The organism is Xanthomonas sp. DAR 80977 (assembly GCF_041240605.1).
Taxonomy (GTDB): Bacteria; Pseudomonadota; Gammaproteobacteria; order Xanthomonadales; family Xanthomonadaceae; genus Xanthomonas_A; species Xanthomonas_A bundabergensis.
This window is the reverse complement of the sequence record NZ_CP162487.1, coordinates 4,598,975-4,612,916: the sequence shown is the minus strand read 5'-3', so window position 1 is coordinate 4,612,916 and position 13,942 is coordinate 4,598,975. Positions and strand designations below refer to the sequence as shown.

15 protein-coding genes are annotated in these 13,942 nt (G+C 68.2%); 12 read left to right on the top strand and 3 right to left on the bottom strand.

Annotation, left to right across the window (positions count from 1 at the left end):
- Positions 1-136 precede the first annotated feature (136 nt).
- Together AB3X10_RS19580 and AB3X10_RS19575 are read left to right on the top strand one after the other, a co-directional pair.
- Entirely contained in the window at positions 137-940 is an 804-nt protein-coding gene (locus AB3X10_RS19580; RefSeq protein WP_369977074.1) for a MetQ/NlpA family ABC transporter substrate-binding protein, read from the top strand.
- Positions 941-953: 13 nt separating this feature from the next.
- Positions 954-1,517: a DUF1453 domain-containing protein gene (locus AB3X10_RS19575; protein WP_369977073.1), complete on the top strand. Its 564-nt coding sequence runs from the start codon at positions 954-956 to the stop codon at positions 1,515-1,517.
- An 82-nt stretch (positions 1,518-1,599) separates the two neighbouring features.
- Here the strand turns inward: AB3X10_RS19575 and AB3X10_RS19570 are convergent, their stop codons facing one another.
- Complete coding sequence (locus AB3X10_RS19570; protein ID WP_369977072.1) at positions 1,600-2,232, bottom strand: OmpW/AlkL family protein; 633 nt, start codon at positions 2,230-2,232, stop codon at positions 1,600-1,602.
- Between the two features lie 188 nt (positions 2,233-2,420).
- Here AB3X10_RS19570 and AB3X10_RS19565 point away from each other — a divergent pair, with 188 nt between their 5' ends.
- A complete protein-coding gene (locus AB3X10_RS19565) occupies positions 2,421-2,948 on the top strand; it encodes a DNA-deoxyinosine glycosylase (protein WP_369977071.1) in 528 nt (175 codons plus the stop codon).
- Positions 2,949-2,954: 6 nt separating this feature from the next.
- Here the strand turns inward: AB3X10_RS19565 and AB3X10_RS19560 are convergent, their stop codons facing one another.
- Positions 2,955-3,713 carry a hypothetical protein gene (locus AB3X10_RS19560; RefSeq protein ID WP_369977070.1) on the bottom strand — a complete coding sequence of 253 codons (759 nt, stop codon included), beginning with the start codon at positions 3,711-3,713 and terminating at the stop codon, positions 2,955-2,957.
- Between the two features lie 245 nt (positions 3,714-3,958).
- On the opposite strand from AB3X10_RS19560, the gene aceF reads away from it, so the two are divergent.
- The 3 genes from aceF to AB3X10_RS19545 all read left to right on the top strand — a co-directional run bounded on the left by aceF (position 3,959) and on the right by AB3X10_RS19545 (position 8,030).
- Entirely contained in the window at positions 3,959-5,725 is a 1,767-nt protein-coding gene (aceF, locus tag AB3X10_RS19555; RefSeq protein WP_369977069.1) for a dihydrolipoyllysine-residue acetyltransferase, read from the top strand.
- Between the two features lie 132 nt (positions 5,726-5,857).
- Positions 5,858-7,663, top strand: a complete 1,806-nt coding sequence (gene lpdA / locus AB3X10_RS19550; protein ID WP_369977068.1) for a dihydrolipoyl dehydrogenase — start codon at positions 5,858-5,860, stop codon at positions 7,661-7,663.
- A gap of 91 nt (positions 7,664-7,754) precedes the next feature.
- Positions 7,755-8,030, top strand: a complete 276-nt coding sequence (locus AB3X10_RS19545; RefSeq protein WP_369977067.1) for a hypothetical protein — start codon at positions 7,755-7,757, stop codon at positions 8,028-8,030.
- 160 nt (positions 8,031-8,190) lie between these two features.
- Here the strand turns inward: AB3X10_RS19545 and AB3X10_RS19540 are convergent, their stop codons facing one another.
- Positions 8,191-9,018 carry a hypothetical protein gene (locus AB3X10_RS19540; protein WP_369977066.1) on the bottom strand — a complete coding sequence of 276 codons (828 nt, stop codon included), beginning with the start codon at positions 9,016-9,018 and terminating at the stop codon, positions 8,191-8,193.
- A gap of 443 nt (positions 9,019-9,461) precedes the next feature.
- Between AB3X10_RS19540 and AB3X10_RS19535 the strand changes: the two genes are divergently transcribed.
- The 6 genes from AB3X10_RS19535 (at position 9,462) to atpA (ending at position 13,837) form a co-directional block, all read left to right on the top strand.
- On the top strand, positions 9,462-9,827 hold the full coding sequence (locus AB3X10_RS19535; RefSeq protein ID WP_104558638.1) for an ATP synthase subunit I: 366 nt from the start codon (positions 9,462-9,464) through the stop codon (positions 9,825-9,827).
- Positions 9,828-9,854: 27 nt separating this feature from the next.
- Complete coding sequence (atpB, locus tag AB3X10_RS19530; protein ID WP_369977065.1) at positions 9,855-10,649, top strand: F0F1 ATP synthase subunit A; 795 nt, start codon at positions 9,855-9,857, stop codon at positions 10,647-10,649.
- A gap of 77 nt (positions 10,650-10,726) precedes the next feature.
- Positions 10,727-11,026, top strand: coding sequence for a F0F1 ATP synthase subunit C (gene atpE, locus AB3X10_RS19525; RefSeq protein ID WP_046978353.1), 300 nt, complete (start codon positions 10,727-10,729; stop codon positions 11,024-11,026).
- Between the two features lie 116 nt (positions 11,027-11,142).
- Positions 11,143-11,613, top strand: coding sequence for a F0F1 ATP synthase subunit B (locus tag AB3X10_RS19520; RefSeq protein ID WP_145705139.1), 471 nt, complete (start codon positions 11,143-11,145; stop codon positions 11,611-11,613).
- 1 nt (position 11,614) lies between these two features.
- Positions 11,615-12,142 carry a F0F1 ATP synthase subunit delta gene (locus AB3X10_RS19515; protein ID WP_369977064.1) on the top strand — a complete coding sequence of 176 codons (528 nt, stop codon included), beginning with the start codon at positions 11,615-11,617 and terminating at the stop codon, positions 12,140-12,142.
- 147 nt (positions 12,143-12,289) lie between these two features.
- Positions 12,290-13,837: a F0F1 ATP synthase subunit alpha gene (gene atpA / locus AB3X10_RS19510; RefSeq protein WP_369977063.1), complete on the top strand. Its 1,548-nt coding sequence runs from the start codon at positions 12,290-12,292 to the stop codon at positions 13,835-13,837.
- The last annotated feature ends 105 nt before the right edge of the window (positions 13,838-13,942 follow it).

Below are 13,942 nucleotides of genomic sequence, written 5' to 3'. Positions count from 1 at the left end.
CGGTAATCCCGGTCGCGGCTGAAGCCGCTCCTACAAAAAGCCGGGCGGGCCTTTCGCCGCACATCGCGGCCGGGTCTGCTAGCTTGCTCGCAGCGCCGCCCGCCCATTCTTCTCCCACGTTTCCGGATTCCCGCCCATGAACAAACTCCCGCTTCGTCTGCTGCTCGCCACCGCCGTGCTGGCCCTGGCCGCCTGCGGCAAGTCCACCTCCGGTACCGACACCGCGCGGCTCAGCGTCGCCGCCACCGCGGTGCCGCACGCGGAGATCCTGGAGGTGGTCAAGCCGCTGCTGGCCAAGCAGGGCCTCACCCTGGACGTGCGCGTGTTCAACGACTACGTGCAGCCCAACGACCAGGTGGTGCAGAAGCAGATCGACGTGAACTACTTCCAGACCGAGCCGTACCTGGACGCCTACAACCGCGATCGCAAGAGCGCCCTGGTCACCGTGATCGGCGTGCACATCGAGCCGTTCGGCGCCTATTCGCGCCGCTTCAAGTCGCTGGCCGAGCTGCCGCAGGGCGCCGACGTGGTGATTCCCAACGATCCCAGCAACAACAGCCGCGCGCTGATCCTGCTCGACAAGGCCGGGGTCATCAAGCTCAAGGATCCGGGCAACGCCCTGTCCACCCAGCGCGACATCGTCGCCAACCCGAAGCAGCTGAAGTTCCGCGAGCTGGATTCGGCGATGCTGCCGCGGGTGCTGGACCAGGTCGACCTGGCGCTGATCAACACCAACTACGCGCTCGACGCCGGGCTCAATCCGACGCGCGACGCGCTGGCGATCGAGAGCAAGGACTCGCCGTACGTGAACTTCCTGGTCGCGCGCGCCGACAACAAGGACGACCCGCGCGTGCAGAAACTGGCCAAGGCGCTGACCAGTCCCGAGGTCAAGGCCTTCATCGAGCGCAAGTACCAGGGCGCGGTGTTGCCGGCGTTCTGAGCGAAGCCCGCGCATGCCGCTGCTGCTGGCCATTCCCCTGGCGATCGTGATCGCGCTGGCGGTGACCGCGGTGCTGTTGCCGCTGTCGCTGCTGCAGCGCTTCCGCTACGGTACCTCGCGGCGCCAGGCGCGGGCATGGCTGGCCGGCGTGCAGTTCTGGTCGGCGCTGGTGTCCAGTGCGCTGCTGCTGGGTTTCGCGCTGATCGCATCGCACTGGTGGCCCGACGCCGCGCTGCATGCCTGCATCGGCTGGGTGGCGGGCCTGGGCCTGGGCGCGCTGGGCATCTGGCTGAGCCGGTTCGAGCCGCTGCCGCAGGGCCTGTACTACACGCCGAACCTGTGGCTGGTGCTGGCCCTGACGCTGCTGGTGGTGGCGCGCATCGGCGCCGGCCTGGTACAGGGCTGGCGCAGCATGGGCGAGGGCGCGGCGTGGCCGGCGCAGGGCTGGATGAGCCACGCCAGCCTGCTCGCGGCCGCGGCCTTGCTGCTCGGCTACGCCTGCGCGTACGCGTGGCTGCTGCGGCGCCGCGTGCGCCGCTTCGATCGCTACCGCGGCTACGACCGTTCGCCGCGTTGAGCGCGGACGATCGCGGGTGTGCGGCAGCACAAAAGCAAACGGGCCCGAAGGCCCGTTTGCGGGTGACGCGGAGCGGGCGCGCTTAGAAGCGCGCGCCGACGCCGAAGCTGACCAGCCACGGATCCAGCTTCAGGTCCTGGCCGGTGCCGCTGCCGCCGACCTGCACTTCCGGACGCGAATGCATGTAGCGCGCATCGGCACGGGCGAACCAGGTCGAGTTGATGTTCATGTCCACGCCGACGGTGCCGATCGCACCCTTGGCGGTGTCCAGGCCCACGTGCTGGCCGCTGGCCGACAGGCCATCGATCTTCTCGTTGCTGAAGTTCGACTCGTAGTAGCCGACGCCGACGAACGGACGGAACACATTGTCCGCCTGGCCGAAGTGGTACTGGCCGCTGAGCGCGATCGGCTGCTGCTCGACGGTGCCGACCTTGCCCACGCCGCTGGCGTTGACGCGGTGGTTGAACTTGTCGGCCGCGCCCCACAGCTCCACTGCCCAGTTGTCGTTGATCAGCCAGCTGGCGCTGATGGTCGGCGCCGGGCCGCCGTCGACGTCGAGGCCGTTGGCCGGCTTGGAATGGGGGTCGAGCAGGGTCGCGCTGCCGACGACGGAAAAGCGCTTGCCGGATGCGGTGTCGCCATCCTGCGCGAACGCGGCGGGCGCGAACGCAAGGGCGGAAACGACAGCCAGGCTCAGCATTTGAATGGACCGCATGGGAATCTCCTCAATCTTTTTTTTGTGGGGCCACAGGAGTGGGCGCGCACACCGTATCGATGAGAAGATGAATCGATGCCGACCCCGGCCAAGCGGATGCAGGCATTGTTCAGGCACACGCTTTCGACGCTTGAAATAACGAGGTTTTAAGGCTTGGCGACATTCACCCACATGCGCGCGGCGTGACGATGCAGGACGTGTTGCAGGGTTTGCCTGCGCAGATTCGCGACGATTGCCGGGTGCTGATTCTCGGCTCCATGCCCGGTGCGATGTCGCTGCAGCACGCGCGCTACTACGCGCATCCGCGCAACCGCTTGTGGCCGTTGCTGGGCGCGTTGTGCGGCTTCGATCCGCTGCTGGACTACGACGCGCGCCTGCAGGCCATGCAGGCCTGCGGCGCGGGCCTGTGGGACGTGATCGGCCAGTGCCGGCGCAGCGGCAGCCTGGACACGGCGATCGTGCGCGGCAGCGAAGTGCCCAATCCCCTGCCCGCGCGCATCGCGCAGTTGCCGCAGTTGCGCGCGATCGCCTGCAACGGCGCCGCGGCGGCGCAGGCGTTCGCGCGTTTCGTGCAGCCGCAGCTGGCGCTGCGCGCGCCGCCGCTGGCGGTGCTGGCACTGCCGTCGACCAGCCCGGCCAATGCCGCGTTCTCGCTGGCGCGGCTGCAGCAGGCGTGGGCGCCGCTGCAGGTCTGGCTCACGCCAGCGCCCACCTAGCCCGGATCAGGGCAATGCGCGCGGCGACGGCGCGCGCAACCGCAGCCACAGCGTCTGCACCAGCAGCGCCGCGGCCAGCGCCAGCGCCACCCAGGCCGCGCTGCGCGCACCGTCCAGGCCGCTGCCGGCCTGCTTGACGTAGACCGCGGCCAGCGCCCACAGCGCCGCCGCGACATAGGCCAGGTTGCCGCGCATCGCCCGGTTCAGGCCGAGCAGCAGCGCGCCGGCCAGCGCGAACAGCACCAGGCTCCACGGCAGCATGTGCGTGGTGGACAGCCACTGGTAGGCGACGATCACCTGCGCGGTGTTCAGGAACGCGGCCAGCGACAGCCAGCCGGCGTGCAGCGACAGCGGCAGCCACGCCCACAGCGCCTGCCATGGCTCGGCGTGCGCATCGCGCGACAGGCGCAGCGCGGCCAGCGCCAGGCAGGCCAGCGCCGCCCAGATCACCGCCAGCGCCAGCAGGAAGTGCTGCTGCGAGAACACCGGCATCCACAGCGCGGTGAGGCCGAAGCCCAGCGCCGCCGGCAGCCGCACCTGCGCCAGCGCGCCGTGGCGCCGGCGCCGCGGCGACAGCTGCCACAGGCCGAAGGCCAGGTCGAGCAAAAAGATCGGCCCCCAGATCGCGAACGCGTAGCCGGCGGCGACGACCAGGGTCGGGTAGCGGTCGGAGATCGCGCCATTGGTCGGGCCGAACGCGCCGCGCTGCGAGAACCAGGCAACCAGCGGCATCGCCAACGACATCAACAGCACGAACACACGCATGGCGGCACTCCGATCGAGGTGCGGCGCATCCTATGCGCCCGCCCGTGAAGGCGATGCGCCGCCTGGCCCGGCGTTGGCCGCGGGACAATGCGCCGGCGTACAGTCCGCCGCGAACGCCGCATGCAGGCGCTTCTCGGCGCCGCGGCGCGGCCGCTGCGGGTTTTTTTGCCCGGCAAAGGTTGGCGCTGCGGCTGCGGGCCGCCACAATAGGGGTTTCCCCCTCATTAGTTGCCGGAGTTGCCCGCATGGCCGAAATCAAGGAAGCACTTGTCCCCGATATCGGTGACTACAGCGACGTCCCGGTAATCGAAGTGCTGGTGGCGGTCGGCGACACGGTGAAGAAGGACCAGAGCCTGGTCACCCTGGAGTCGGACAAGGCGACGATGGAAGTGCCGTCGCCGTTCGCCGGCGTGGTCAAGGAGCTGAAGGTCAAGATCGGCGACAGCCTGTCCGAAGGCAAGCTGGTGGCCTTGATCGAAGTGGCCGAGGACGGCGCCAGCGCCGCCGCACCGGCTCCGGCAGCGGCCAAGGCCGCGCCAGCGCCGGCCAAGCAGGAGCCGGCCCAGCCGGCGCCGGCCGCGCAGCAGGCGACCAAGCCGGTGCCGGCAGGGAATGCCGGCGGCGGCATCGTCGAGGCGCGCGTGCCGGATATCGGCGACTACAGCGACGTGCCGGTGATCGAGGTGCTGGTCGCGGTCGGCGATACGGTGAAGAAGGACCAGAGCCTGGTCACCCTGGAATCGGACAAGGCGACGATGGAAGTGCCCTCGTCGGTGGCCGGCGTGGTCAAGGAGCTGAAGGTCAAGGTCGGCGACAGCCTGTCCGAGGGCAAGGTCGTGGCGCTGATCGAGGTGGCCGGCGCCAACGCCGATGCGCCGGCCGCGGGCGCGGTCCAGGCCAGCGCCGAGACCGGCGGCGGGGTGGAGCCGGTCCCGGCCTCGGCCGCGCCGGACAAGCTCGCCCAACGCGAGATCGCGCAGGTGCAGGGCGCGGCCCCGGCCAAGGCCGCGGCGCCCGCCTCGGCCGGCACCCCGAGCAGCCCGCCGGTGGAGTTCAACGCCGACAGCGTGCTGCCGCAGAAGGTGCCCTATGCCAGCCCGGCGGTGCGCGTGTTCGCGCGCGAACTGGGCGTGGACCTGTTCCAGGTCAGCGGCACCGAGCACGGCGGCCGCATCACCAAGGACGACGTGCAGCGCTACGTCAAGGCCGCGCTGGCCGGCGGCGCAACCGCTACGGCGGGCAGCGGCGCGGCGCCGGCCGGCGGCGGCAACGGCCTGAACCTGCTGCCGTGGCCGAAGGTGGACTTCGCCAAGTTCGGCGAGGTCGAGGTCAAGCCGCTGTCGCGGATCAAGAAGATCTCCGGCGCCAACCTGGCGCGCAACTGGGCGATGATCCCGCACGTCACCCAGTTCGAGCAGGCCGACATCACCGACCTGGAAGCGCTGCGCGTGGCGCTGAACAAGGAGAACGAGAAGGCCGGCATCAAGCTGACCATGCTCGCCTTCCTGCTCAAGGCCAGCGCCGCGGCGCTGAAGCAGTTCCCCGACTTCAACGCCTCGCTGGATGCGGCCGGCGAGAACCTGACCCTGAAGAAGTACTTCCACATCGGCTTCGCCGCCGACACCCCGAACGGGCTGGTGGTGCCGGTGATCCGCGACGTGGACAAGAAGGGCGTGGTCGAGCTGGCGCGCGAGAGCGGCGAGCTGGCCAAGAAGGCGCGCGACGGCAAGCTCGGCCCGGCCGAGATGAGCGGCGGCTGCTTCTCGATCAGCTCGCTGGGCGGGATCGGCGGCACCGCGTTCACGCCGATCGTCAACGCGCCGGAAGTGGCGATCCTGGGCGTGTCCAAGTCGGCGATCCAGCCGGTGTGGAACGGCAAGGAATTCGCGCCCAAGCTGCTCCTGCCGCTGTCGCTGAGCTACGACCACCGGGTCATCGACGGCGCCGCGGCGGCGCGCTTCACCACCTACCTGAGCCAGGTGCTGGCGGACATGCGCCGCGTGCTGCTGTAAGTCCTGCCGCAACGGCGCCGCGCCCGGCGCGGCCCGTGTTTTCCCCCACCTGCGCGCGCCGCGTCCATCGCGGCGCCGCCGTAGAACTGCAATCGCCCGCCGGCGCGCCGGCCGGGCCACAGGAGAAGCTGCATGGCGGTCATTGAGGTCAAGGTCCCGGATATCGGCGACTACAGCGAGGTTCCGGTCATCGAAGTGCTGGTCGCGGTCGGTGACACGGTCAAGAAGGACCAGGGCCTGCTGACCCTGGAGTCGGACAAGGCCACGCTGGAAGTGCCGTCGGCGGCGGCCGGGGTGATCAAGGAGCTGAAGGTCAAGCTCGGCGACACCCTGTCCGAAGGCGCGGTGATCGCGCTGCTGGAGACCGAGGACGCCGGCGCCGCGCCGGCGGCCGCGCCCGCGCCGGCCAAGGCCGAGGCGCCGGCCAGCAAGCCGCCGGTGGCGCCGTCGCATCGCGCCCCGGCCGAGCCGCCGGCGCCCAAGCCGGCGCTGTCCAGCGGCAAGCCGGCCGACATCGAATGCAGGATGGTGGTGCTCGGCGCAGGCCCCGGCGGCTACACCGCCGCGTTCCGCGCCGCCGACCTGGGCCTGGACACGGTGCTGATCGAGCGCTACGCCAGCCTCGGCGGCGTCTGCCTCAACGTCGGCTGCATCCCGTCCAAGGCGCTGCTGCATGCGGCCGCGGTGATCGACGAGGTGGCCCATGCCGGCGATTTCGGCGTGACCTTCAGCGCGCCCAAGATCGCCCTGGACAAGCTGCGCACCTACAAGGACAACGTGGTCGGCAAGCTCACCGGCGGCCTCGCCAGCATGGCCAAGCAGCGCAAGGTGCGTACCGTCACCGGCGTGGCCACGTTCGTGTCGCCCAACGAGCTGGAGATCGTCGGCGCCGACGGCAAGACCCAGCTGCTGCGCTTCGAGCAGTGCATCATCGCCGCCGGTTCGCAGGCGGTGAAGCTGCCGAACTTCCCGTGGGACGACAAGCGGGTCATGGACTCCACCGATGCGCTGGAGCTGCAGGAGATCCCCAAGACCCTGCTGGTGGTCGGCGGCGGCATCATCGGCCTGGAAATGGCCACGGTGTACAGCGCGCTGGGCAGCAAGGTCACCGTGGTCGAGTTCATGGACCAGCTGATGCCGGGCGCCGACAAGGACCTGGTCAAGCCGCTGGCCGACCGGCTGAACAAGCAGGGCGTGGAGGTCCATCTGAAGACCAAGGCCACCGAGGTCAAGGCCGACAAGAAGGGCATCACCGTGGCGTTCGAGGCGGCGGCCGAGGGCGAGCAGCCGGCGCTGGGCGCGACCAGCTACGACCGCGTGCTGGTCGCGGTGGGCCGCTCGCCGAACGGCAAGAAGATCGGCGCCGACAAGGCCGGGGTCAACGTCACCGAGCGCGGCTTCATTCCGGTCGACCGGCAGATGCGCAGCAACGTGCCGCACATCTTCGCCATCGGCGACATCGTCGGCAACCCGATGCTGGCGCACAAGGCCACGCACGAGGGCAAGCTGGCCGCGGAAGTGGCCGCGGGCGAGAAGAAGGAGTGGGTGGCGCGGGTGATCCCGTCGGTGGCCTACACCAACCCGGAAATCGCCTGGGTCGGCGTCACCGAGACCGAAGCCAAGGCCAAGGGCCTGAAGGTCGGCGTGGCCAAGTTCCCGTGGGCGGCCAGCGGCCGCGCCATCGGCATCGGCCGCACCGAGGGCTTCACCAAGCTGATCTTCGACGAGGACACGCACCGCATCATCGGCGGCGCCATCGTCGGCGTGCATGCCGGCGACCTGCTGGCCGAGATCGGCCTGGCGATCGAGATGGGCGCCGAGGCCGAGGACATCGGCCACACCATCCACGCCCATCCGACCCTGAGCGAATCGGTCGGCATGGCCGCCGAGGTCTACGACGGCACCATCACCGACCTGTACATCCCGAAGAAGAAGTAAGCCGCCCCGCGCCTGGCGATGCCGACGACGCCCCGCTCGCGGGGCGTCGTCGCGTCTGCGCGGCGCCGCGGCCGCGATTGCGGAGAATGCGATGCACACCAAGCCGCTGTGTCCCGAGCTGCAGGCGCTGCTGGAGCGCGAACTGAACAGGGGCAACCGCATGCAGGAGCCGCCGCAGCGGACCGATTGGCCCCAGCCCGGCTCGGTGTTCGTGGCCTTGCGGCACGATCTGCGCAGCGCGGTGGGCGACCTGCCCGCGGCGGTACGCCATTCGGTCTGCCGCGATCCGCACTACGGCTGGCACGACGAGTGCTATTGCGAGATTCACCGGCACCTGCTGGTGGCGGGCGCGACCAAGCCGCCGTGAGCGTGTCCGCCGCGCCCGCGCCGGCATCGCCGTCCAGGCCACCGCAGGATTCGACTGCCTGCCAACCAGCCCCATAAACGACAAACCCCCGCATCGCTGCGGGGGTTTGCGTTGAAACTCCTTGCGAGTCCCGAGTCCCGAGTCCCGAGTCCCGAAGGAATCAGAACGCGAAGGTCACGCCGGCCACCGGGCCCTTGAACTCCTGCTTCAGGCCGACATTGGTCAGCGAGGCGGAGTTGGAGTCGGTCTCGCGGTCCACGTCCAGCTTGAACCAGTCGTAGCCGGCGAAGATGCCGAAGTTCTTGGTGAAGCGGTATTCGGCGATCGCGTTGGCGCGGCTCAGGTCGCCGTCGTACTTGCCGAAATCGCCCCACTTGGTGTTGAGGTACTGGCCCTGCACGCTGAACAGCCAGTGCTCGTTCGGCTGCGCGGTGAAGCGCAGGCCGACCACCGGCGCGGCGCCGTCCTCGCTCTCGTCGATGAAGGTGCCCGAATACAGGTCGCCCAGGTCGGCGTAGGCATTGGCCTGGATCTTGGCCCACTCGGCGCCGATCTGCAGGCCCATGCTGAACTGCGGGGTGTCGATCACCGCGTAGTCGTACACCAGGCTGGCGACCTGGTACTTCAGCTCGCCCTTGACGAAGCTGCCGCTGGGCACGGTGACGCCGTCGTAGCTGACGTCCTCGCCCAGTTGCTCGCGGCGGTCCTTGTCGTACTTGAAGTAGTCGAAGATCAGGCGCTGGCGGGTGCTGATGCGGAACATGCCGTCCACGCGCGGCTCCCATTCCTTGCCGCCGAAGTCGAAGTCCTGCGAACCGGAGATTTCGTTGCCGGCGATGGTGGTGTTGCCGCGCAGCGTGTTGTCGTTGTCCACGTTCATCGCGCCGAGGCGGATGGTGAAGCGGTCGTCGCCGTCTTCGGCGTGGGCGGGAAGGGCGTAGGCGGCGGCGAGCGCGCACGGCAACGCCAAGGCAAGCAAGTGTTTCATAGGGGGCAAGGCTCCGACATCTGGGGATGGATGCGCCGATGGCGAGCGCCACCGCGTGCCGCCACTATCCGTAACCCCATGTCCACCATCCGTGAAGGTATGGAGAGAACGGCGCGGCCTTGGTCACAGAATCGGAGGCAAAAAAGAAGAGCCCCGGTCGCCCGGGGCTCCATGGGTCTGCGCTGCAGATCGACGAGGATGGGCGCAGTCCCTGCAGCTTAGGACCGGATGCGGCAGGAAAAGTTCCCACGCAAATCCCTGTTGCGATGCATCAATCCAGGCCGCGGCGCGCAGGCGCGACGTGCTATCGTTGGCGGCTGGGCTCGGTCCTGGGGATGGCCGCGACCTTTGGCGGTTGTCTCGCAAATTGTCCCATTGCTATAATTCCGCGGCTCGACGGACGCGAAGACGTCCTCAACCCACCACCAACTGCAGGATTTTCTGTGCTGAACTCCGTTGATGCGGGTCGGCGGCTGATGCTGCGCGCAGCGATTTACCCGCTGGTGGCGGTGGCCGTGGTCTCCCTGGCGTTCCTGCTGCTGGGGCCGAAGTACGCCATGGGCGCCGCCGCAACCGGGCTGGCGACAGTGGCGGGGGGATGGCTGGCGGCACGCACCGCGTTGAGCGGCGGCGTGCAGGCGGCAGGTGCGGCGATGGCGCGGTTGATCGTGGCCATGGTGCTGAAGTGGGTGTTGGTGTTCGCGGTACTGGCGCTGGGCTTTGCCTGGTGGCGGCTGCCTCCTCTGGCCCTGTTGGCGGGTATCGCCGTCGGGCTGATGTTCCAGGTTCTGGCTCTGGCCAGACGTTGATCGAATCACGATAAAGGCTCAGGACTCATGGCGGGCGAGGAAGCAACCCCTACCTCCTACATCCAGCACCACCTGCAGAACCTCACCTTCCAGGTGCAGGAAGGCGGGTTCTGGCAGGTGCACGTGGACACCCTGGTCATGTCGGTGCTGTCCGGCCTGCTGATGGTGTTCGGCTTCTGGCTGGCCACGCGCAAGGCCACCGCCGGCGTGCCGGGCAAGTGGCAGGCGTTCGTGGAGATCCTGCTCGAGTTCGTCGACCGCCAGGCCAAGGACACCTACCACGGCACCAGCAAGCTGGTGACCCCGATCGCGATCACCCTGTTCTTCTGGATCCTGATGATGAACCTCATCAAGATGATCCCGGCGGACTTCATCGCCATTCCGCTCAGCTGGGCCGGCGTGCACTACTGGAAGCCGGTGCCCACCGCCGACGTCAACGCCACCCTGGGCATGTCGATCAGCGTGTTCTTCCTGATGATCTTCTTCTCGCTGCGCTCCAAGGGCGTGGGCGGGATGACCAAGGAATTCCTGACCGCCCCGTTCGGCAAGTGGATGCTGCCGTTCAACCTGATCCTCAATGTCGTCGAGTGGCTGAGCAAGCCGATCTCGCTGGCGATGCGACTGTTCGGCAACATGTTCGGCGGCGAGATCGTATTCCTGCTGATCTGGGTGCTGGGCGGTGCCGGCATCTTCGGCGCCCTGGCCGGCGGCGCGTTCGGCTTCGGCTGGATGCTGTTCCACCTGCTGGTGATCCCGCTGCAGGCTTTCATCTTCATGATGCTGTCCATCGTGTATCTGAGCCTGGCGGAAGACAGCCACTGACGTTCCTGCTTCACGCGTTTTAAGCAACCCTTCGTCCGATTCACCATCCTCAAGCAACTTTGTTCCTGGAGAAAACCATGTACTTCGCCGTCCTGACCAACCTCGCCCAAGTCCAGAGCTCCACCGTCCTCGCCGTCGGCATCATGATCGGCCTGGCCGCGCTGGGCGCCGGCCTCGGTCTGGCCATCATGGCCGGCAAGTTCCTGGAGTCGGCCGCGCGCCAGCCGGAACTGATCCCGGTGCTGCAGGTGCGCATGTTCATCACCGCCGGCCTGATCGACGCCGCGTTCATCATCAGCGTCGCGGTCGGCCTGCTGTTCGCGTTCGCCAACCCGATGATCGGCGAGTTCGTGTCGCGCCTGCCGCAGGGCGGCTGATCCAGTAGCACCGGCGGACGGCCGCAGCGATGCGGCCGCCGCTACGGATGAAGGTTCGGACGCGCCCGCCGCGATGGCGGCGCGTCCACCCCGTCACCTTTGGCTGAGCGTACCCAATGAATATCGGTCTCACCCTCTTTGCCCAGGCGCTGGCGTTTGCCGGTCTGATCTGGATCGTCGCGACCAAGATCTGGCCGCCGCTGATGAAGGCCATCGAAGAGCGCCAACAGAAGATCGCCGAAGGCCTCGCCGCCGCCGATCGCAGCCAGAAGGATCTGGCGCAGGCGCAGGAAAAGGTCAACGAAGCGCTGAAGGACGCACGCGTCAAGGCCAACGAGATCATCGACCAGGCCCACGCGCGCGCCAACCAGATCGTCGAGGCGGCCAAGAACGAGGCGATCGCCGAGGCCAACCGGCAGAAGGACCTGGCCCAGGCCGAGATCGACGCCGCGGCCAACCGTGCGCGCGAGGACCTGCGTCGCCAGGTTTCGCTGCTGGCGGTGAGCGGTGCGGAAAAGCTGCTCAAGCGCGAAATCGACGCCAACGCCCACAAGGCGCTGCTCGACGAGCTGGCGGCGGAGATCTGAGATGAGCCAGGCCCTCACACTGGCGCGTCCGTATGCCCGCGCCGCGTTCGCCGCGGCCAGCGATGCCGGCAAGCTCGCGCCGTGGTCGCAGGCCTTGGCGTTCTCCGCCCAGGTCGCGGCCGATCCGCGCGTGGCCGCGTTGCTGCACAACCCGCAGCTGCAGCGCGAACAGGCGGTGGCGCTGCTGGCGCCGCAGGTGGCCGACGAGCAGTACGCGCGCTTCCTGAGCCTGCTGGCCGAAGGCCAGCGGCTGCCGCTGCTGCCCGAGATCGCCGGGCTGTACGATCAGCTGCGTGCCGAGGCCGAATGCGTGGTCAAGGCCAACGTGACCTCGGCCAGCCAGCTCAGCGACGCGGAAGTGGCCTCGTTGAAGGTGGCGCTGAAGCAGCGCTTCGGCCGCGAGGTCGAGATCACCACGGCGGTGGACGCTTCGCTGATCGGCGGCGCGGTGATCGACGCCGGCGACGTGGTCATCGACGGTTCGTTGAAAGGCAAGCTGTCGCGCCTGCAATCCGCACTGGCCCACTAAGAAGCGGGAATGGCGAATAGAGAAGCGAGAACCCGGCCCGGCGGCGACGCCACCTGCGATTCCCGATTCCCCATTCCCGATTCTCAAAGAAGCTAACCAAAAGTCGCCATCCGCCTTCGTGCGGTGGACGATCCGAAGGAAACCAAGATGGCAACCACGCTCAACCCCTCCGAAATCAGCGAACTGATCAAGAACCGCATCGAGCAGGTCAAGCTGACTGCGGAGTCGCGCAACGAAGGCACGGTCACCAGCGTGTCCGACGGCATCGTGCGCATCTTCGGCCTGGCCGATGTGATGCAGGGCGAGATGATCGAACTGCCGAACGAGACCTATGCCCTGGCGCTGAACCTGGAGCGCGACTCGGTCGGCGCCGTGGTGCTCGGCGACTACGAGAACCTGCGCGAAGGCGACGTGGCCAAGACCACCGGCCGCATCCTGGAAGTGCCGGTGGGCAAGGAACTGCTCGGCCGCGTGGTCAACGCGCTGGGCGAGCCGATCGACGGCAAGGGCCCGCTCGGCACCACGCAGACCGCGCCGGTGGAGCGCGTGGCGCCGGGCGTGATCTGGCGCAAGTCGGTCGACCAGCCGGTGCAGACCGGCTACAAGTCGGTCGACGCGATGATCCCGATCGGCCGCGGCCAGCGCGAGCTGGTCATCGGCGACCGCCAGACCGGCAAGACCGCGCTGGCGATCGATGCGGTGATCAACCAGAAGACCACCGGCATCAAGTGCGTGTACGTGGCGATCGGGCAGAAGGCCTCGACCGTGGCCAACATCGTGCGCAAGCTGGAAGAGAACGGCGCGCTGGCGCATACCATCGTGGTCGCCGCGACCGCCTCCGAGTCGGCGGCGATGCAGTACATCAGCGCCTACGCGGGCTGCACCATGGGCGAGTACTTCATGGACCGCGGCGAAGACGCGCTGATCGTGTACGACGACCTGTCCAAGCAGGCCGTGGCCTACCGCCAGATCTCGCTGCTGCTGAAGCGCCCGCCGGGCCGCGAAGCGTACCCGGGCGACGTGTTCTACCTGCACAGCCGCCTGCTGGAGCGCGCCGCGCGCGTGTCCGAGGAGTACGTGGAGCAGTTCACCAAGGGCGAGGTCAAGGGCAAGACCGGCTCGCTGACCGCGCTGCCGATCATCGAAACCCAGGCCGGCGACGTGTCCGCGTTCGTGCCGACCAACGTGATCTCGATCACCGACGGCCAGATCTTCCTGGAAACCGACCTGTTCAACGCCGGCATCCGCCCGGCGGTGAACGCGGGCATCTCGGTGTCGCGCGTCGGCGGCGCCGCGCAGACCAAGATCATCAAGAAGCTCTCCGGCGGCATCCGCATCTCGCTGGCGCAGTACCGCGAGCTGGCGGCGTTCGCGCAGTTCGCCTCGGACCTGGACGAAGCCACCCGCAAGCAGCTCGAGCGCGGCCAGCGCGTCACCGAGCTGATGAAGCAGAAGCAGTACCTGCCGATGTCCATCGCCAACCAGGCGCTGTCGATCTACGCGGTCAACGAAGGCTTCCTGGACGACGTGCCGGTCAACAAGATCGGCGCGTTCGAGGAAGGCCTGCACGCGCATTTCGCCAACACCGCCGGCGAGCTGATCGCCAAGGTCAACGACAGCGGCGACTGGAACGGCGAGATCGAAGCGGCGTTCAAGAAGGGCATCGGCGAGTTCAAGACCACGGGCAGCTGGTAAAGAGCCGGGATTCGGGATTGGGCATTCGGGATTCGCAAGAGCGGTGATTCAGGGGACTTGGTCGATCCCCGATCATCGTTCCGGATCTCCAGATTCAGGTATTTT